Origin of the sequence: Burkholderia catarinensis, assembly GCF_001883705.2 — a bacterium.
In the GTDB taxonomy this organism is placed as follows: domain Bacteria; phylum Pseudomonadota; class Gammaproteobacteria; order Burkholderiales; family Burkholderiaceae; genus Burkholderia; species Burkholderia catarinensis.
On the sequence record NZ_MDEQ02000003.1, the window covers coordinates 45,552 to 63,730 of the forward strand.

General features: G+C 69.0%; 18 protein-coding genes. 10 read left to right on the forward strand and 8 right to left on the reverse strand.

Going from position 1 to position 18,179, the window contains the following annotated elements; translation table 11 throughout:
* Positions 1-21: 21 nt before the first annotated feature.
* A complete protein-coding gene (locus BFF94_RS05515) occupies positions 22-966 on the reverse strand; it encodes a LysR family transcriptional regulator (RefSeq protein WP_219139069.1) in 945 nt (314 codons plus the stop codon).
* A gap of 164 nt (positions 967-1,130) precedes the next feature.
* On the opposite strand from BFF94_RS05515, the gene gtdA reads away from it, so the two are divergent.
* The 8 genes from gtdA (at position 1,131) to BFF94_RS05555 (ending at position 7,592) form a co-directional block, all read left to right on the forward strand.
* Positions 1,131-2,177, forward strand: a complete 1,047-nt coding sequence (gene gtdA / locus BFF94_RS05520) for a gentisate 1,2-dioxygenase (RefSeq protein WP_128841346.1) — start codon at positions 1,131-1,133, stop codon at positions 2,175-2,177.
* Between the two features lie 84 nt (positions 2,178-2,261).
* Positions 2,262-2,960: a fumarylacetoacetate hydrolase family protein gene (locus BFF94_RS05525; protein ID WP_128841345.1), complete on the forward strand. Its 699-nt coding sequence runs from the start codon at positions 2,262-2,264 to the stop codon at positions 2,958-2,960.
* Positions 2,961-2,985: 25 nt separating this feature from the next.
* Positions 2,986-3,627, forward strand: a complete 642-nt coding sequence (gene maiA, locus BFF94_RS05530) for a maleylacetoacetate isomerase (RefSeq protein WP_128841344.1) — start codon at positions 2,986-2,988, stop codon at positions 3,625-3,627.
* A 19-nt stretch (positions 3,628-3,646) separates the two neighbouring features.
* Positions 3,647-4,855 carry a 3-hydroxybenzoate 6-monooxygenase gene (locus BFF94_RS05535; RefSeq protein WP_128841343.1) on the forward strand — a complete coding sequence of 403 codons (1,209 nt, stop codon included), beginning with the start codon at positions 3,647-3,649 and terminating at the stop codon, positions 4,853-4,855.
* A gap of 79 nt (positions 4,856-4,934) precedes the next feature.
* A complete protein-coding gene (locus BFF94_RS05540) occupies positions 4,935-6,296 on the forward strand; it encodes an MFS transporter (RefSeq protein WP_219139070.1) in 1,362 nt (453 codons plus the stop codon).
* Between the two features lie 97 nt (positions 6,297-6,393).
* Positions 6,394-6,744, forward strand: coding sequence for an ArsR/SmtB family transcription factor (locus tag BFF94_RS05545; protein ID WP_128841342.1), 351 nt, complete (start codon positions 6,394-6,396; stop codon positions 6,742-6,744).
* Positions 6,734-7,168, forward strand: a complete 435-nt coding sequence (locus BFF94_RS05550; RefSeq protein ID WP_219139071.1) for a YeeE/YedE family protein — start codon at positions 6,734-6,736, stop codon at positions 7,166-7,168. The genes BFF94_RS05545 and BFF94_RS05550 overlap by 11 nt, the downstream gene beginning before the upstream one ends.
* Before the next feature lies 1 nt (position 7,169).
* Positions 7,170-7,592: a DUF6691 family protein gene (locus BFF94_RS05555; protein ID WP_128841341.1), complete on the forward strand. Its 423-nt coding sequence runs from the start codon at positions 7,170-7,172 to the stop codon at positions 7,590-7,592.
* Between the two features lie 154 nt (positions 7,593-7,746).
* On the opposite strand, the gene BFF94_RS05560 is transcribed toward BFF94_RS05555, so the two are convergent.
* Positions 7,747-8,097, reverse strand: a complete 351-nt coding sequence (locus BFF94_RS05560; protein ID WP_128841340.1) for a hypothetical protein — start codon at positions 8,095-8,097, stop codon at positions 7,747-7,749.
* 203 nt (positions 8,098-8,300) lie between these two features.
* Here BFF94_RS05560 and BFF94_RS05565 point away from each other — a divergent pair, with 203 nt between their 5' ends.
* Complete coding sequence (locus BFF94_RS05565) at positions 8,301-9,785, forward strand: aminotransferase-like domain-containing protein (protein ID WP_201260342.1); 1,485 nt, start codon at positions 8,301-8,303, stop codon at positions 9,783-9,785.
* 30 nt (positions 9,786-9,815) lie between these two features.
* Here BFF94_RS05565 and BFF94_RS05570 read toward each other — a convergent pair whose 3' ends face one another.
* The 3 genes from BFF94_RS05570 to BFF94_RS05580 all read right to left on the reverse strand — a co-directional run bounded on the left by BFF94_RS05570 (position 9,816) and on the right by BFF94_RS05580 (position 13,067).
* Complete coding sequence (locus BFF94_RS05570; RefSeq protein ID WP_128841338.1) at positions 9,816-10,091, reverse strand: CppA family protein; 276 nt, start codon at positions 10,089-10,091, stop codon at positions 9,816-9,818.
* Positions 10,092-10,188: 97 nt separating this feature from the next.
* Positions 10,189-11,607, reverse strand: coding sequence for a cytochrome-c peroxidase (locus BFF94_RS05575; protein ID WP_219139072.1), 1,419 nt, complete (start codon positions 11,605-11,607; stop codon positions 10,189-10,191).
* Positions 11,604-13,067 carry a metallophosphoesterase gene (locus tag BFF94_RS05580; protein ID WP_128849817.1) on the reverse strand — a complete coding sequence of 488 codons (1,464 nt, stop codon included), beginning with the start codon at positions 13,065-13,067 and terminating at the stop codon, positions 11,604-11,606. The genes BFF94_RS05575 and BFF94_RS05580 overlap by 4 nt, the downstream gene beginning before the upstream one ends.
* 177 nt (positions 13,068-13,244) lie before the next feature.
* Here BFF94_RS05580 and BFF94_RS05585 point away from each other — a divergent pair, with 177 nt between their 5' ends.
* Positions 13,245-14,093: a methyltransferase domain-containing protein gene (locus tag BFF94_RS05585; protein ID WP_128849815.1), complete on the forward strand. Its 849-nt coding sequence runs from the start codon at positions 13,245-13,247 to the stop codon at positions 14,091-14,093.
* A 102-nt stretch (positions 14,094-14,195) separates the two neighbouring features.
* Here the strand turns inward: BFF94_RS05585 and BFF94_RS05590 are convergent, their stop codons facing one another.
* From BFF94_RS05590 to BFF94_RS05600, 3 genes are all read right to left on the reverse strand, one after another.
* Positions 14,196-14,507, reverse strand: coding sequence for a hypothetical protein (locus tag BFF94_RS05590; protein ID WP_128849813.1), 312 nt, complete (start codon positions 14,505-14,507; stop codon positions 14,196-14,198).
* 61 nt (positions 14,508-14,568) lie between these two features.
* Positions 14,569-16,590, reverse strand: a complete 2,022-nt coding sequence (locus tag BFF94_RS05595; RefSeq protein ID WP_128849811.1) for a BCCT family transporter — start codon at positions 16,588-16,590, stop codon at positions 14,569-14,571.
* Between the two features lie 309 nt (positions 16,591-16,899).
* A complete protein-coding gene (locus tag BFF94_RS05600) occupies positions 16,900-18,087 on the reverse strand; it encodes a porin (protein WP_128849809.1) in 1,188 nt (395 codons plus the stop codon).
* Between the last annotated feature and the right edge of the window lie 92 nt (positions 18,088-18,179).

Here is an 18,179-nt window from a genome sequence, read left to right on the forward strand (position 1 = left end):
GTTGGCGCCGGGCCGCGCGATTCATTCCACCTTCACTTTCTCCCAGCCGCCGACCTGCGGCGCCGCACAGGCGCGCAGGCATTCGATCGTCGCGGCCACGGCCGCGCGGTTCGCGCTGTCGGGGTGCCAGTACATCGACACCGCGCCCTGGCCTTCGAGTTCCATCGGCAGGATGCGGATCGCGTTCAATTGCGCGAAGCGCCGCGCGGCACGATGCGACGCGACGCCGAGCAGGTCGGTGTTGTTCAGCAGCGTGAGGTTGAGGATCGACGAATTCGATTCGACGCAGTGCGGCGGCTGCACGCGGCCGGCGGCCGCCAGCGCGGCCTCCAGCGCGTTGTGCACGGGCGTGCCCGACGGCCACACGATCCACGGGTAGGCGAGCACGTCGTCCCAGCCGACCGACGCCGCGCCGGCGAGCGCGTGGCCGGGCCGCGCGACGAACACGACCGGATCGACATACAGCGCTTCGGCCTGCAACTGCGGATCGACGGACGTCGAGCCCGAGCGGCCGACGACGATGTCGAGTTCGCCGCGCGCGAGCTGCGGCATCAACTGGTTCATCGTGCTTTCGGTCAGCCGCACCTGCGCGCGCGGCATCCGTTTCAGCAGTTGCGACACGGCGAACGGCACCGTGTCGGCCGCCGCGACGCCCGACGTACCGATCGTCACGAGGCCGCTGCCGCCTTCGCGCAGCGCGGCCATGTCGTCGCGCGCGACGTCGAGCTGCGCTTCGACGCGGCGCGCGTGTTCGATCAGCGCTTCGCCGTAAGGCGTCGGCCGCAGGCCGCGCGCATGCCGTTCGAACAGCGGCAGCCCGACATCCTCCTCCAGTTCCTTCAGCCATTTCGACAGCGCGGGCTGCGTGGTCGCGAGCGCCACCGCTGACTGGCTCAGATTGCCGGTGCCGGCAAGGCTCAGCAGTACCTGCAGATGCCGCAGTCGCAGCCGGTGGGTCCAGTCCATCGCATGCCTCGTCGCGAGAAGGTATATCCAGAATTATATGGATCAGATGATTTAATCATTTTACCGGGTATGTCTGAGTCGAATATAAATCAGCTAACGGACTGCAGCACGGTCCCCGACCCGACATAGCGCCGACGCCGATCGGCCGACTCCCAGGAGACCTCATGACGACCCGACATCCGGACGCATCGCGCGCCGCGTACTACGCACGGATCGCCGAGCAGCGCCTGGCGCCGCTGTGGGAATCGCTGCACAACCTCGTGCCGAAATCCCCGCAGCCGGCCGCGCAGGCCGCGATCTGGAAGTACGCGCAGGTGCGCGACCTCGTGATGCAGGCGGGCAGCGTGATCAGCGCGGAAGAGGCCGTGCGCCGCGTGCTGGTGCTGGAGAACCCGGGGCTGCCGGCCAAGTCGAGCATGACGCCGAGCCTGTATGCGGGGCTGCAGTTGATCCTGCCGGGCGAGATCGCGCCGAGCCATCGGCATACGCAGTCGGCGCTGCGCTTCATCGTCGAGGGGCGCGGCGCATGGACGGCCGTGAACAGCGAACGCACGACGATGCATCCGGGCGACTTCATCATCACGCCGTCGTGGGCGTGGCACGACCACGGCAATCCGTCGGCCGAAGAGGGCGGCGAGCCGGTCGTGTGGCTCGACGGGCTCGACATTCCGCTGCTCGCGAACCTCGACGCGGGCTTCGCGGAGAACTATTCGGAAGCCGTGCAGCCCGTGAATCGCCCGGAAGGCGACAGCTTCGCGCGCTTCGGTCACAACATGGTGCCGGTGCGGCATCGCGTGAGCGATCCGACGTCGCCGGTATTCAGCTATCCGTATGCACGCAGCCGCGAAGCGCTCGACACGCTGTACCGGAACGGCGAGCTCGATGCGTGGGACGGCGTGAAGTTGCGCTATGTGAACCCCGCGACGGGCGGCTGGCCGATGCCGACGATCGCGACCTTCATGCAGTTCCTGCCCGCCGGCTTCGACGGCCGCACGTACCGCAGCACCGACGCGACGATCTACTGCGTCGTCGAGGGCAGCGGCACCGCGCACATCGGTGGCAGCGCATTCGAATTCGAGCCGCACGACATTTTCGTCGCGCCGTCGTGGGCGCCGGTGCGGCTGTCGGCGTCGTCCGACAGCGTGCTGTTCAGCTATTCCGACCGGCCCGTGCTGTCCGCGCTGAACCTGCTGCGCGAAGCGCGCGACTGACGCCGGCCGGTTTCGACGATCCGTTTTCCGTGCGCCGCCGCTGTGGCGCGCGTCCCTTCATTCATGCCTACGCTGGAGCCGTTCATGACTTTCGTTTTCCCGCCCGAAGCGCCGGTGGCGCTGACCGTCGCCGGCAGCGACGCCCGGTTCGCGGTACGCCGCGTGTATTGCGTCGGCCGCAACTACGCGGCCCATGCGCGCGAAATGGGCTTCGATCCCGATCGCGAACCGCCGTTCTTCTTCTGCAAGCCGGCCGATTCGATCGTGCCGGTCGCGTACGGCGAAACGCTCGATCTCGCGTATCCGTCGCAAACGCAGAACTATCACTACGAAGCGGAACTCGTCGTGGTGATCGGCAAGGGCGGCGCCGACATCCCGCTCGAGCGCGCGCTCGAACACGTGTGGGGCTACGCGGTCGGCCTCGACATGACGCGCCGCGACCTGCAGATGAAGATGCGCGAGATGGGCCGGCCGTGGGAGATCGGCAAGGCGTTCGACCGCTCGGCGCCGATCGGGCCCGTGCATCCGGCAAGCGAAGCCGGTCATTTCGAGCAGGGCGGCCTGTGGCTGACCGTTAACGGCGCGACGAAGCAGAAGAGCGACGTGTCGCACCTGATCTGGTCGGTCGCGGAGACGGTTGCCGACCTGTCGAAGTTCTTCCGCCTCGAACCGGGCGACGTGATCTTCACGGGCACACCCGAAGGCGTGGGCGCGGTGGTCGCGGGCGACGTGATGAAGGTCGGTGTCGAGCGTCTCGGTGAACTGACCGTGCGCGTGGTCTGACGCGCTTTCCCCGAAAGGTCCCATCGTGCAACTGCATAGCTTCTTCAACAGTTCGACATCCTACCGGGTGCGCATCGCGCTCGCGCTGAAAGGGCTGCCGTACGACACGCTGCCCGTGAACATCCGCGCCGGCGAGCATCGCGATGCCGGTTATGTCGCGCAGGTGAACCCGTCCGCGGCGGTGCCGGCGCTGGTCGACGGCGATTTCCGTCTAGGCCAGTCGCTCGCGATCCTCGATTACCTCGACCGGATCCATCCGGAACCGAGGCTGATTCCGCTCGAACCGCGCCGCCGTGCACGCGTACTGGAACTGACGGCGCTGATCGCGTGCGACATTCATCCCGTCAACAACCTGCGCGTGCTGCGCTATCTCGACGGCGAGCTGAAGGTCACGCCGCAGCAGAAGACCGCGTGGTACCGGCACTGGATCGAGGAAGGGATGGCCGGCGTCGAGCGGCTGCTCGCGCGCGCGGATGCAGGCCCGTGGTGCTTCGGCGATGCACCGACACTGGCCGACGTGTGCCTCGTGCCGCAGGTCGCGAACGCATTGCGGATGGATTGCGACCTGAGCGCGTATCCGCGCAGCCTCGCGGTTTATGAACACGCGCGGCGCGAGCCGGCGTTCGACGCGGCGCAGCCGCAGCGGCAACCGGATTACGTCGCGTAACACGAAGAAGGAGACAGACATGGGCGAGACAAAAAACAACGGCCGGCGCGTGCTCGTGATCGGCGGCGGCATCGGCGGGCTCGCGGCGGCGCTGGCGCTCGCGCGCCAGGGCATTCGCGTGAAGCTGCTCGAACAGGCCGAGCGGATCGGCGAGATCGGCGCGGGAATCCAGCTCGCCGCGAACGCATTCAACGCGCTCGATGCGCTGGGCGTCGGCGAGGCCGCGCGCGGCCGGGCCGTGTTCACCGACTGGCTGCAACTGATGGATGCGGTCGATGCGCGCGAGGTCGTGCGCATCGATACGGGCGCCGCGTACCGCGAGCGCTTCGGCAATCCGTATGCGGTGATCCATCGCGCGGACATTCACCTGTCGATCTACGAAGCGGTCAAGGATCACCCGCTGATCGAATTCCGGACGAGCACGCAGGTGTGCGGGCTCGAGCAGGACGGTAGCGGCGTGACCGTGATCGACCAGCACGGCGAACGCTATCGCGCCGATGCGGTGGTCGGCTGCGACGGCGTGAAGTCCGCGATCCGTCACGCGCTGATCGGCGACGCGCATCGCGTGACGGGCCACGTCGTGTATCGCGCGGTGGTCGACGTCGACAACATGCCGAAGGATTTGCAGATCAACGCACCGGTCGTGTGGGCCGGCCCGCATTGCCATCTCGTCCACTATCCGCTGCGCGGCGGGCGGCAATACAACCTCGTCGTCACGTTCCATAGCCGCGAGCAGGAGACCTGGGGCGTGCGCGAGGGCAGCAAGGAAGAAGTGCTGTCGTACTTCGACGACATCCATCCGCTGCCGAAGCAGATGCTCGACCGGCCGACGTCGTGGAAGCGCTGGGCGACCGCCGATCGCGATCCGGTCGAGCACTGGAGTGCGGGCCGCGCGACGGTGCTCGGCGACGCCGCGCATCCGATGACGCAATATCTCGCGCAGGGCGCGTGCCAGGCGCTCGAGGACGCGGTGACGCTCGGTGCGGCTGTTGCCCGGGCCGACGGCGATTTCGAGGCCGCGTTCGCGCTGTACGAGCGCGTGCGGATTCCGCGCACCGCGCGCGTGCTGTATTCGGCACGCGAGATGGGTCGGATCTATCACGCGAAGGGCGTCGAGCGGCAGGTGCGCAACGGGCTCTGGGGCGGCCGCACGCAGGCGCGGTTCTACGACGGGCTCGACTGGCTGCACGGCTGGCGCGCGGAGGATTGCCTGACGTCCTGCGCATAACGCGTGCTTTTTGCCCGATTCCGGCGCCGCGCATTTCAACGACACGACGCGCGACCGCCTTCCTGGAGGAGACACCATCATGGCCGATACGCTGTCCATCGACGTCAGCGAATGGATCGACCGGCATCGCGTAGCGCCGTTTCAGGCCGCGATCGTCGTACTGTGCTTTCTGATCGTTGCGATCGACGGTTTCGATACCGCGTCGATCGGTTTCATCGCACCCGTCATCCGCGCGGAATGGGGCTTGTCGCCCGTGCAGCTCGCGCCCGTGTTCGGCGCGGGGCTCGCCGGGTTGATGGCCGGCGCGCTCGTATTCGGGCCGTTCGGCGACCGGTTCGGCCGCAAGCGCCTCTTGCTCGCGTGCGTGGCGTGCTTCGGCATCGCGAGCGCCGCGTCGGCGAGTGCCGGCGGCCTGACCGAACTGATCGCGTGGCGCTTCGTGACCGGCCTCGGGCTCGGCGGCGCGATGCCGAATGCGATCACGCTGACATCCGAATACTGTCCGGCGCGACGCCGTTCGTTGCTCGTGACGACGATGTTCTGCGGCTTCACGATCGGCTCCGCGCTCGGCGGGCTCGCGGCCGCGTCGCTGATCGAGCACCACGGCTGGCGCGCGGTGCTCGTCGTCGGCGGTGCCGCGCCGCTGTTGCTGCTGCCGGTGCTCGCGTGGCGGCTGCCGGAATCGGTGCGCTATCTCGTCAACCAGGGCGCGTCTTCCGCACGGATCGCGGCGATGCTCGGCCGGATCGCACCCGACCCGCACCTCGCGCACGCGTCGTTCATCGCGTCGGGCGGCAAGCCGGCCGGGTCGCCGCTCGGTCGCCTGTTCGGCGCCGACCTGCTGCGCGGCACGCTGCTGCTGTGGCTCACGTTCTTCATGAGCCTGCTCGTCATCTACCTGCTGTCGAGCTGGCTGCCGACGCTGCTGCGGACGACCGGCGCGACGTTGCAGACGGCCGCGCGCGTGACCGCGATGTTCCAGGTCGGCGGCACGCTCGGCGCGATCGTCCTCGGCTGGCTGATGGACCGCTTCGACCCGCATCGCGTGCTGGCCTGCAGCTATGCGGCGGCCGGCGCGTTCGTCGCTGCGATCGGCGTGTTTGCCGCGTCGCCGTGGGGTGCCGCGCTCGCCGTGTTCGCGGCCGGCTTCTGCGTGTCGGGCTCGCAGGTCGGCGCGAATGCGCTGTCGGCCGCGTTCTATCCGACGGAGTGCCGGACCACCGGCGTGAGCTGGGCGAACGGGATCGGCCGCGGCGGCTCGGTAGTCGGATCGATGGCGGGCGGTGCGATGCTGGCGATGGGCGTGCCGCTGTCGACCGCGTTCGCCGTCGTTGCGGCGCCATGCGTGATTGCGGCGATCACCGTGCTGGCGCTCGGCATGGTGCGCGCCGATGCGAAGTGCGTGCCGGCCGCCGAGGCGATCGCGGGCGAGCAAGCCTGAGCGAAGGAGGACGGCAAGGTTGCGGACGGGCAATCGGCGGGAATCAATAATATATAAAATGATATAATATTGATTCTTTAATTGTCTTCCCGCCACGATGAACGACGATCTTCCCGCCGGGCTGCCCGAGCCCGACCAGATGCGCGCGGCCGCCGAATCGGCCTGCGCGCTGCTCAAGGTGCTGTCGAATCCCGACCGGCTGCTGCTGCTCTGCGAACTGTCGCAGGGCGAGCGCGGCGTGAGCGAGCTCGAGACGGAGCTGGACATCCGCCAGCCGACGCTGTCGCAGCAGCTCGGCGTGTTGCGGGACAACGCGCTGGTCCGTACGCGCCGCGACGGCAAGAACATCCACTATTCGCTCGACAGCCCGGCCGCGATCGCGGTGATCGGCGTGCTGTACGAACAGTTCTGCGGGCCGGCCGCGAAGGGGAAGCGCGATGCAGCTTGATGCGCTTCATTTCACGCCGTGGCTGTCGCTGGCCGGCGGCGTGCTGATCGGGCTCGCAGCCGCGTGGCTCGTCGCGTTCAACGGCCGGATTGCCGGCATCAGCGGCATCGTCGGCGGTCTGCTCACGGCGCGCGCCGGCGAGCGCGACTGGCGCGCCGCGTTCGTCGCCGGGCTGATCGCTGCACCGCTCGTGATGCGCGCCGCCGGGGGCGGCCTGACGCCGCAGGTCGACGCAAGCTGGTTCGAATTGCTGGCGGCCGGGCTGCTGGTCGGGATCGGCACACGGTACGCGGGCGGCTGCACGAGCGGCCACGGTGTGTGCGGGATGTCGCGCGGCGCATTGCGTTCGGTGGTCGCGACGGCGACCTTCATGGTCGCGGGCTTCGTGACCGTATTCGTGCGGCGGCACGTGCTGGGAGGCTGACATGCAGGCAGGATTCGCGTTTCTGGCCGGGCTGCTGTTCGGCGTCGGCCTCATCGTGTCGGGCATGGCCAATCCGCAGAAGGTGCTCGGTTTTCTCGACCTGGCGGGCCGCTGGGATCCGTCGCTCGCGTTCGTGATGGCCGGCGCGACGGGCGTGGCCGTGTTCGCGTTCGCGTGGGCGAAGCGCCGGACGCGGTCGTGGCTCGGCTTGCCGATGCAGTTGCCGGCCTTGCGGACGATCACCGTGCGCCTGGTCGCCGGAAGCGCCGCGTTCGGCATCGGCTGGGGGATTGCCGGGTTCTGCCCGGGGCCCGCGATCGTGTCGATCGGCTTCGGGTCGGCCAAGGGGATCGTGTTCGTCGTCGCGATGCTGGTCGGGATGGCGGTATTCGAGTGGGTCGAGCGTCGCCGGAGCGCGGGGTGAAGCGATCGCACGCCGCGTGCCGGGCAAGACGTGGCGATCGAGGCGGTCTCTCCGGAGGAATGACCGGAGCAGAGCGCGTTCGCGGGTCGCCGCGATGATGCGGTGGGTGCCCGGCGCTCTCCGCGACGCCGCGAGCCGCGATGTCAGGGACGTGTCAGGAATGCTCGCGCACATGATGGCCGCCGCGCACCTGCCCGGACAGCCGGCGCAGGATCGCGCGCCACACCGCAAGCACGCTTCGCCGGCCGGTTGGCTCGACGACAGTCGTGCTGACCGCGCCTGTACCGCCGGCCGACAACGTCACGTGACCGGCCGTCTCCAGCGTCAGGCATTCGCCTTCGTCGAGTATGCGGCGAACATGCTGCGGCGCATCGGGCAGCCAGTCGAGCCCGCCGTGACGCAGCGAGACCGCGAGCGCGCCGTCCAGCACGACGACCTGGCTGCCCTTGTCGAACCACGCAAAGTGGCTTTGCCCGGCGTCGAGCCGGATGTGTTGCGTTCGCATGGCGATTCCCTTTCCCGGTTGCGCGGCCTCGCGACGGCGAGGCGATAGCGTGCAGTCAGGTTAGGGAAACGGGCGCGGGCACGACAGATTCAGGGGACGGGAATCTGTTGCGGTGCAGGCGACGATTTCGAGCCGCTGTATCGGTGGGTTTTCCCCGAATCTGTATCTGGCGTGCTCTGGGCTGCGCGGGCACGATGGTCCGCATGACGCCTGTCACCGACGCATCCCGCACGCCTTTGCCGATGGACGGCGGGCCGCTTTACGAACGGCTCGCCGAACATTACCGCCGCATCATCGCGGCCGGCACGCTGTCGCCCGGCGACCGGATGCCGTCGGTTCGCGCGTTCATGGCGCAGCATGGCGTGAGCCTGTCGACCGCGATCCAGGCGTTCCGGCGGCTCGAGGATACGGGCTGGTGCGAGGCGAAGCCGCGATCGGGTTACTTCGTGCGACGCCGCGCGGCGGCCGTGCTCGAAACGCTGCCGGAAAGCGAAGGGCCGCCGCTGAGCGTCGAGCCGCCGTTCGCGGGCCTGCACGAACGCGTGTCGCGCGTGATCGACCGCGCGAATGCGGCGACCGATGCGTTGAATCTCGGCGGCGCGTCCGCGCTCGCCACGCTGTATCCGACCGAGCGCCTGCAGGCGCTGGCGATCCGGCTGCTGCGGCGCAAACCCACGTTGCTGACCGATGCGGGGCCGGTCGGCGGCTCGCCCGAATTCCGGCAGACGATGGCCAAACGCGCGTTGTCGTACGGCGTGACGGTGACGCCGGACGACGTGATGTCGACGAGCGGCGGCGTCGATGCCGTGAATCTCGCGTTGCGTGCGGTGGCGCGCCCCGGCGACACGATCGCGATCGAATCGCCGGCCTTCTTCGGCCTGATCCAGCTGCTCGAAAGCCTTGGCCTGCGTGCACTCGAAATCCCGGCGAGCCCGACGGCCGGCCTGTCGATCGAGGCGCTCGAAGTGGCACTGACCGCGTATCCGGACATTCGGGCCGTGGTGGTCGTGCCGAACCTGCAGAACCCGCTCGGCTGCGTGATGCCCGACGAGCGCAAGGCCGCGCTCGTGTCGCTCTGTTCGCACCACGGCGTGGCCGTGATCGAGGACGAGCCTTATCGCGAGCTCGTCGAGGCGCCGCAGGCGGTCAAGCCGGTCAAGGCATGGGACCGCGACGGCACTGTGATTTACTGCCCGTCGTTCAACAAGGTGCTGGCCCCCGGAATGCGGCTCGGCTGGCTGAGTGCGGGCCGCTGGCATGCGCGCGTGAGGATGCTGAAGTTCGCGCACAGCCGGCACAACGCCGCATTGCTGCAGGCCGTTGCGGCCGAATTCGTCGGCTCGGGCGCATTCGACCGCCACCTGCACCGGTTCCGTGAGCAGTTGCGCGTGCAGCGTGACGTGACGATCGACGCGATTGCGCGGCATTTCCCGGCCGGCACGCGGATGAACCAGCCGCCGGGCGGGATGCTGCTGTGGATCGCGTTGCCGGACGGCGTGCGCTCCGACGCACTGTTCGACGCCGCCCTGGCGCACGGGGTCAAGATCGCGCCCGGTTCGATCTTCTCGAATTCCGATCGCTTCGACGGCTATATCCGGCTCGCCTGCACGCGCGTGTTCGATGCGGCGCACGAGGCGGCTTTCGAAACGCTCGGCCGCCTGATCCGCGACGCCGCGGCCGCTGCGTAAGCACGGCGGCGGCAGCCGGACACCGCCATTTCAGCGGCTGGTCGAGTGCGTGGCGAGGTGCTGGCGGATCAGCGACAGGTAACGATCGCCGACCGAGAAATCACGTGCGGCGCGCGGCCGGGCGGCCGGGCGCAGCGTGGCCGGCGCGCTCATGCCCAGATACCGGCAGACGGCTGACGGAAAGGGCTTGCGTGTGTGCCCGAGCTGACGCGCCGCGCGCTCGACGCGGGCATCGCCGACCTGGGCACGAAGCCACGCCAGCACTTGGCGATCGGTGTCGTTGACGATACGGACCAGATGTTCCATCGCGCACCTCACTGTTCATAAATACAGTACTGTAAATATAACCAGTATTCGGAGCGACCGCAAGCGGGCGCGCGTGCGGCTGGCCATTCGGCCAGGGTCAGCGCGCCGGCGCGGCGCTTCGGCGGTCAGGCGATCCGGGGATCCCGGCAGCGGGGGGAGTGGGGGTAGCGGGGGTAGCGGGGGCGGCGCCCCCCGTATAGCGCGCGTCGGTCAGCGTGCCGAGGAACGCGACGATGTCGTCGATTTCCGCGTCGGTCAGCGCGGGCGGCGTGCCGGGCCGGCGGTTCATCGGCGTCGAGTTGACGTTGATGTTGCCGCGGTAGGCGGGCGGCACGTCGTCGAACGTCCTGGCGCCGTGATACCAGAAGCCGGGGTCGGTCGAGCGCGTGTTGTAGAACGCGACCGCGTCGCGCAGCGTCGTGAACACGCCGTTGTGCATGAACGTCTGCTTGATCGCGACGTTGCGCAGCCCCGGCGTGCGCAGGTAGCCGCACCATTGCGTCGGCTCGGGCCAGCGCAGCCGTCGTGCGGTGTCGCACAGCCCGTTGTCGAAATGACGCGGATCGCGGTTCGCCGGCAGCGCGCGGTTGCGCGGCACCGCGATCGCGTCGTAGCCGAAATCGGTGAAGAGCGAGCGCTCCGGGCGGCTCGATGTCTCCGACAGCGTATGGCAGCTCATGCAGTTGCCCTTGTCCGGATTCCGGAACAGCGCGAGGCCGCGCATCTCGGCCGGCGCGAGCGGCTTGCGCGTGCGCAGGAACGCGTCGAAGCGCGACGTGAACGGCGCCATCTCGTCGCTCTGCAGATAGGCTTCGACGGCCGAACCGAGCGCGCGCACCAGTTGCTCGGGATCGCGCCGCACCGGCGCGCCGAAGCGCGCGGCGAGATCGGGCGCGAGTTCGGTCGCATCGACCTTGCGCAGCAGCGCGGCCGGCGACCGGTTGTTCATCTCGTTCGGATCGAACAGCGGCCCGCGGATCTGCTCGGCGAGCGTATCCGCGCGGCCGTCGCTGAACAGGCCGCCGAACGGCGACGGCGCGGGCGCGTCGTCGTCCCGGTAGAAATGGCGGCGCGGCACGTAGCGCACATAGAGCAGCGACGGCGCATTGCGCTGGCTGAAACGCCCGGGCCGACTGCCTTCCGGCACGCCGGGCCCCGCGAGCGATGCGGCCGACAGCGTCGGTGCGAACGCGCGGCCCGGGTCGTGGCAGCTTGCGCACGACATGCCGCGGGGCTCGGACAGCCGCGGGTCGAAGAAGATCCGGCGGCCGAGCGCGACGAGCGTCGGGTCGGGCGCGAAGCGCGCGGTGGCCGCATCGATCTTGCCGGTCACCTGCGGCGTGCCGCTGCCGATCGTATCGACGACGCGCGACGGCGGCGCGCCGGGGAGCAGTACCGTTTCGGCCGGCGCGGCGTGGGCCGCGAGCGCCAGGCCGGCGAGCACGGCCGCGGCCAGCGCGTGCAGCGTTTGCCGGCCGCGTGCAACGCGGCCGTCACATCGAACTTCGTCGCTCACGGCGCAATGAACCCCGTCTTGTCGCAAGCGAGCGTCGTGCCCGACTGGTTGCACGACGCGAGCAGCTTGCCAGCCGCCGAGTACGCATGGAACACCCAGCCCGTCGCCGGTGCGGCGCTGCGCTCCATGATCAGGAAGCCGAAACTGTTGTGGTGAGACAGCCGCTCGATCACGGCGCCCGGTGCGGGCGTCAGGCCGGCCGGGAACGGGTCGGGCAGTGCGACGTCGAGGTTGTCGCCGCCGTTGCCGGACACGATCGTTGCCGGGTGTCCGGACGAGAAGTTGATCGCCTGGAAGTCGTGCACGTGCCCATGCAGCGCAACGTGCACGCCGGGCGGGTAGTACGCCTGTGCATTGAGGCTCGACATCACCGACTGCAGCGCGAGGTTGCCCGGCGCGGGCGTGCTGCCGGCGATCGGCGCGAACGCGAGGATCGGATGATGGTTCGTGAAGATCGTCGTCGTCATGCCGGCCTTTGATGCGAGCGCCGCCACCGTCTGGAACTGCTTCTGGTAGATGCCGAATTGCGCGTCGGTCGTCTTGAGCGGCGTGCGGCCGACCTTCGCGGTGTCGAACACGATCACCTGCGAGCCGCCGCCGAGCGAAACCGCATAGGGTTCCGAATAGTTCGCGTTGTTGTCGTTGGCCGGATCGTCGCACGAGCGCGCGGCCGAATACGGGCGCGGATCGAGGAAGCGGAACCAGCCCTGGCCCGCACGCGCGCATTCCTCGTGGTTGCCGCGTACGACGACCCACGGCGCCTTCGCGAGCAGCGGCGCGGCAGGGCGGAACAGGTCGGCCTGCCACGTATCCCAGCCGTAGCCCCACGGGCTGTCCTTGCAGCCGGCGATGTCCGGCGGGCATGCGTTCTCGCGATAGTGGTAGTCGCCGACGTGCAGCACCAGATCGGGAGACAGCTTCGCGACGCTGGCCGCGATCGTGTCGAACGGCCAGACCGTCGCGTCGTTGCACGCCTGCCATGCGTTGTCGGCCTTTTTCATCCGGCAGCCCGTGTCGGCGATGATCGCAATGCGCTGCGGCTGCGCCTTCGGCAGCGGCAGCGTGCGGCCCGCGACGCTCGCCGCCTGCGCGCCGGCCGGCAGCGTCGCCTCGCACACGGACACCGGGAAGCTCGACGGCTTCGAATCGGACGGGTCGCTGGCGGTCGGCCGCTTGGCGACGGTCGCGGCGCTTGCGCGCAGCGTCATGCGCGACAGCTTGCCGTCGACGGTCAGTTGCGGGCACAGCGGATCGCTGGCCGACGCGGGGGTGTAGTTCGTGATGACGCGCGCGATCGCCTGGTTCGCGTCGCCGATCTCGACCCATGCGGCCTGGACGTTGATCGACGCGCTGGCCGGATCGTCCGGCGTATCGATGTGATTCGAGCACGCGGACAGCGCGGCGAGGGCAACAAGGGGGGCGCAGCGCGTGAGCAGTGCGCGCGGGAGGAGTCGTCGCATGGGAGGCACCGTAGGAAAGTCGTCAACGATACGCAACACGAATGTAAGAAATATGAAAAAACGGGGTGCGACAGGGGGCTCGCATCCGGGCCGGTATCGCGGCCGGGGCTTGACCTCAAGCCGGCTTGAAGCAGCACAGTCCGGTTCATCATCCATGAACCAGAAGGGGAATCGACGATGGAAACCAACCGGCCCAACGACGAACAATCCGCGCTGTGGAACGGCCCGTCGGGGCGTGCCTGGGTCGATGCGCAGGCGCCGATCGACCGGATGTTCGCGCCGTTCGAGACGCTGCTCGCGGATGCGGCGGCCGCGTCGTCGGCGCGCAGCGTGCTCGATGTCGGCTGCGGCACGGGTGCGGTCACGCTCGCGATCGCACGGCGGCTCGGCGCGAACGCGCAATGCACAGGCATCGATATCTCGGCCCGGATGATCGACGCGGCACGGGCGCGCGCCGAACGCAGCGGCCTTCGCGCCCGCTTCGAGTGCGCGGATGTGCAGATGCATGCGTTCGAGCCCGCGAGCGTCGACTTGATCGTGTCGCGCCTCGGCGTGATGTTCTTCGACGATCCGGTCCGGGCCTTCGCGAATCTACGGCGTGCGGCGCGGCCGGACGCGCAGCTGCGGTTCGTCGCGTGGCGCGGCGCGGCCGACAACCCGTTCATGACGACGGCCGAGCGGGCAGCCGCGCCGTTGCTGCCGAACCTGCCCGCGCGGCGGCCCGGTGCGCCGGGGCAGTTCGCGTTCGGCGACCGGCAGCGGATCGCGTCGGTGCTGTCGGACAGCGGCTGGGCGGAGCTTGCGATCGAGCCGGTCGATGTGGCGTGCGCATTGCCCGAGCCCGCGCTGGACGACTACATCTCGCGGCTGGGCCCGGTCGGGCTCGCGTTGCTGGAGACGGACGACGCGACGCGGCGGCGCGTGGTCGACACGATGCGTGCCGCGTTCGAGCGTTACGTCCACGGCGCGGATGTGTGCTTCGACGCGGCGTGCTGGCTCGTGACGGCGCGCGCGCCGTCCGCGTAACGCGATGCGGTAAAACGGATCGACGCAGGGACGGCGGCCGCCGGTCCGTGCTGAGCGCTGCCGTTCGCGCGTGACGCAGCCCGGCCGCGCGATATGCGTGCGTCAGCGTCGCCGCGCGCGCAGCATCAGCCACGCGCAACCTCCGGCAACCAGCACGAGACCGAGCAGGACGGCCTCGACGCCGAGCGCGAAACCGGGCGGCATTTCACCGCTGTTCGGCACGGGCGACAGGTTGCCGCCCATCGCGATCGCACCGCCGGCGAGCAGCGCTGCGCAGACGATCCAGTACACCTTGCCGCGCGGCGCCGCGGCCCGGATCCGCCATAGCGCGATGCCGGCTCCGCCGAGGTAGAGCACGGCGAGCGTGCCGAGCGCGACGACGTCGGCGGAGTGGCTTTGCAGGAGTGCGTTCATCGTGCGGCTCCGTCGGGCGTGGCGGGCCGGCACAGCGCGGTAAAGGCTGCGGCACGCAGGTTCATTCGGCCTCCGTCGCATGCCCCGGCGCGCGACTCAGCAGATGCGTGCGCTTGTCAGCCGCGAGCGACACGTAGCGTTCGTACTGGCGCAGCACGTCGGCGATCACTTCGTCGCCGCGCAGGTATTCGACGTCGTAGCCGAGCCGCCCGTCCTCGAAGAACGTGACGATCCCGTACACGTGCGCCCGCTCGGTTTCCGGCTCGGCCGCCTCGCGCACCAGGAACGCGGCCGCAGATTTGATCGTCACGCGCACGCCGTACACGAAATCGCGATGCTCGGCGGTCGGCACGGTGAGCCGCACGGCGTCGTCGCTGTCGCGCTGCACGTGCGCATCGACGCCGCTCGCGCGCAGTTCGTCGGCGACTTTGCGCAGCGCGGGCTCGATCGTGTCGGCGACGAACTGGCGTGCCTCGGCTTCGGTCGTCTGCCGCAGGATGTGCGTCAGGCGGTGGCGCCAGTGCTGGCCGGTCCAGAAGCTCGTCGCGGGCGCGACGTCCTGCGAATAGTGCGCGCGGTCGGCCGCAAGGCCGCGCCACAGCCCGTAGCAGAGCGCGAGCATGATGATGGCGACCGGCAGCGCGGCGATCAGCGTCATCGCCTGCAGCGCGCCGAGCCCGCCCGCGACGAGCAGCACCGCGGCCGTCACGCCGAGCAGCGCGGCCCAGAACAGCCGTTGCCAGACGGGCGAGTGCGCGTTGCCGCGCGTCGCGATCTGGTCGATCACGAATGCGCCCGAATCGGCGGACGTGACGAAGAACACCGCGATCAGCACGATCGCGACGATCGACAGAAGTTGCGGCAGCGGCAAGAAATCGAAGAAGCGGAACAGCAGCGCGTCGACACTGGTGGCCGTCTGCGCGAGCGCGCCGGCCGCGCCGTGCGTATCGAGCCAGATCGCGCTGTTGCCGAACACGGTCATCCAGACGAGGTTGAACGCGGTCGGCACGAGCAGCACGCCGATCACGAACTGGCGGATCGTGCGGCCGCGCGAGATGCGCGCGATGAACATGCCGACGAACGGCGACCACGAGATCCACCACGCCCAGTAGAGGATCGTCCAGCCGCCGAACCAGCCTTCCTCGCGCGGCGACGCGTACGCATAGGTGCGGAACGACAGGTCGACCAGGCTCGACAGGTACTGGCCGATGTTGTCGCCGAGCGCGCGCAGCAGGAACGCCGTCGGGCCCGCGAAGGCCACGAACGCAAGTAACAGGAACGCAAGCAGCAGGTTCAGCTCGGAGAGCCGCCGCACGCCCTTGTCGAGGCCACTCGCGGCGGAGGCGCCCGCGAGGATCACGACGAGCGCGACAAGCCCGATGCGGAACGCGTTGCCGCTCGTGTCCCAGCCCGCAACCGTGTGCAGCCCCGCGCTGATCTGCATCACGCCGTAGCCGAGCGTCGTCGCGATGCCGGCGACCGTGCCGACCAGCGCGAACGCGTCGACCGTGTGGCCGATCCAGCCGTTGATGCGCTCGCGCAGCACCGGATACAGCCCCGAGCGCAATGTCAGCGGCAGGTTGTAGCGAAAGCCGAAATATGCGAGCACGAGCCCCATCAGCCCGTAGATCGCCCACGCATGGAAGCCCCAGTGGAAGAAGGTCATCAGCATCGCCTCGCGCGCGGCGGCGGGCGTGCCGGGGTCGACGGTCGGCGGTTTCAGGAAATGCTGCATCGGCTCGCCGACGCCGAAGTACATCAGGCCGATACCCATGCCGGCCGCGAACAGCATGGCCGTCCACGACAGGAAGCTGAATTCGGGCTCGGCATCGTCGGGGCCGAGCCGGATGTTGCCGAAGTCGCTCGCGGCGATCAGCACGAGAAACACGAGGAAGCCGGTGACGGCGAGCACGTAGAACCAGTCGAAGCGTGCGATGACCCATTGCTGGCCGGCGGAGAACAGCGCGCCGGCTTCGCTCGGGCGCAGCGCGCACACGACGAGCAGCGCGCCGATGACCGCGAGCGCGGGCAGGACGACCTGCGGCTTGAATGTCGTGCGGGGCGAGGAACGGGAATCTGGCATGGCAGGCATCCAGTTGTAGGCGCAACGAAGCGCGACGCCGCCCGGCGCGCTTCGTTGCGCGTCGGACCCTGAAACGGCGTGCGTCGAGTGTACCGCGGTGTCAGGACTGCAAGAAGGGGCATGCAGAAGGGGTTAATCTGACGAATTGTAAGGTATTGAGGGGATTGGGAAAACCCGCACGGTTCGGGCGGTGGGAGGACGGGATGCGGAAAACGCTTTGGCGGCCGTGCATCGGGCGCCCGGACGGCGCGCCTGGAATGCGCTTCGCCCGGGGCGGAGGCAGCGCGCGGAAGGCGCCGCCGGGCAGGTTCAGAACGTGACGGCGATGCCGGCCATGCCGACGAACTGGCCGTGCGTCGTCGACGGCGTGAGTTGCTGCGAATCCCCGACGATCGGCGCCGCATCGACGATGTGGCCGCCGCCTTGCGCGCCGAGCGTCCGCCCGCTCGAATGCGTGTAAGCCTGCAGCGCATAGAGCGTCGTGCGCTTCGACAGGCTGTACGACTCCTTCAGCGAAACCTGCTGGTAGCGGGCCGCGTTCGGGACGCCGTTCGCTTTCGACGCGAGCGTGTACGCGAACGCGCCGGCCACCGAGAACGCCGGCGTGAAGCGGTACGCGGCGAGCGCGCCGTAGGTGTTGAACACGGCCGTGTCGGCGAACGCGGAGCCGTTGCCGGGCAGGTACTTCACGTTCGAATAGTTGATGCCCATCGTCAGGGCGCCGAGCGTGTAGTTGCCGGCCGCCGCGACCTGCTCGACGGCCTTCGCGGTCAGGTAGCCCTGGTTCAGCACGGACACCGCGAAGCTGCCCGACGACGCGGTGGCCGGGTTCAGGAAGCCCGCGGACGAGCCCGAGCTGTTGATGCGCAGGTAGCCGGCCGCGATCCCGATCGGCCCGTTCGCGTAGCGCAGCGCGGCGCTGAACGTGTTGCCCTTGCCGGTCGCGCCGGCAATGCCGCCGAATGCATACATCGCGCTCGCGGTCAGCCCGGCGAAGGTCGGCGACGTATAGGTGACCGAGTTGTTCACGCGGATCGTCGTGTCGAGGCCGTCGATATCGCCCGGATGCGCGCCCGTCGCACCGGTCAGCCAGCTGCTCGACGCGTACGGGCCGACGAACAGGAAGTAGGGGGTGTACTGGCGGCCGGCCGTCAGCGTGCCATAGTGATCGTTGCGCAGGCCGACGAATGCCTGGCGATTGAACATCGTGCCGGCGGCGGACTGTGCGCCGTTGTTCAGGTTGAAGCCGGACTGCAGGTCGAAGATCGCATGCGTGCCGCCGCCGAGATCCTCGTCGCCGCGCAGCCCGAACTTCGACGCATACAGGTTGCCGTCGCGCATGTACACGTTCGAGTGGCCCTGCTGGTTGTTCACGTACGCGAGCGAATCGTCGACGACGCCGTACAGCGTCACGCTGCTCTGCGCGTGGGCGGCGGTCGTGCCGAGCGATGCGGCCGAAAAAATAAGGATTACATAGCGGTTGACGGGTGTTTTCATTGTCGATCTCCAGATCTCTTCATCTTTTCAAGGGGGCGGGAGGCTGGGTTGCCTCCTCTGTGGCGGGCGGCGGGCCGCGTGAACGGCCCGCC

Bases quoted from the DNA above. Each gene is read 5' to 3' on its own strand.
- BFF94_RS05515 (WP_219139069.1), bottom strand. From the start codon at position 966: ATGGACTGGACCCACCGGCTGCGACTGCGGCATCTGCAGGTACTGCTG.
- gtdA (WP_128841346.1), top strand. From the start codon at position 1,131: ATGACGACCCGACATCCGGACGCATCGCGCGCCGCGTACTACGCACGG.
- BFF94_RS05525 (WP_128841345.1), top strand. From the start codon at position 2,262: ATGACTTTCGTTTTCCCGCCCGAAGCGCCGGTGGCGCTGACCGTCGCC.
- BFF94_RS05535 (WP_128841343.1), top strand. From the start codon at position 3,647: ATGGGCGAGACAAAAAACAACGGCCGGCGCGTGCTCGTGATCGGCGGC.
- BFF94_RS05540 (WP_219139070.1), top strand. From the start codon at position 4,935: ATGGCCGATACGCTGTCCATCGACGTCAGCGAATGGATCGACCGGCAT.
- BFF94_RS05545 (WP_128841342.1), top strand. From the start codon at position 6,394: ATGAACGACGATCTTCCCGCCGGGCTGCCCGAGCCCGACCAGATGCGC.
- BFF94_RS05550 (WP_219139071.1), top strand. From the start codon at position 6,734: ATGCAGCTTGATGCGCTTCATTTCACGCCGTGGCTGTCGCTGGCCGGC.
- BFF94_RS05555 (WP_128841341.1), top strand. From the start codon at position 7,170: ATGCAGGCAGGATTCGCGTTTCTGGCCGGGCTGCTGTTCGGCGTCGGC.
- BFF94_RS05560 (WP_128841340.1), bottom strand. From the start codon at position 8,097: ATGCGAACGCAACACATCCGGCTCGACGCCGGGCAAAGCCACTTTGCG.
- BFF94_RS05565 (WP_201260342.1), top strand. From the start codon at position 8,301: ATGACGCCTGTCACCGACGCATCCCGCACGCCTTTGCCGATGGACGGC.
- BFF94_RS05570 (WP_128841338.1), bottom strand. From the start codon at position 10,091: ATGGAACATCTGGTCCGTATCGTCAACGACACCGATCGCCAAGTGCTG.
- BFF94_RS05580 (WP_128849817.1), bottom strand. From the start codon at position 13,067: ATGCGACGACTCCTCCCGCGCGCACTGCTCACGCGCTGCGCCCCCCTT.
- BFF94_RS05585 (WP_128849815.1), top strand. From the start codon at position 13,245: ATGGAAACCAACCGGCCCAACGACGAACAATCCGCGCTGTGGAACGGC.
- BFF94_RS05590 (WP_128849813.1), bottom strand. From the start codon at position 14,507: ATGAACGCACTCCTGCAAAGCCACTCCGCCGACGTCGTCGCGCTCGGC.
- BFF94_RS05595 (WP_128849811.1), bottom strand. From the start codon at position 16,590: ATGCCAGATTCCCGTTCCTCGCCCCGCACGACATTCAAGCCGCAGGTC.
- BFF94_RS05600 (WP_128849809.1), bottom strand. From the start codon at position 18,087: ATGAAAACACCCGTCAACCGCTATGTAATCCTTATTTTTTCGGCCGCA.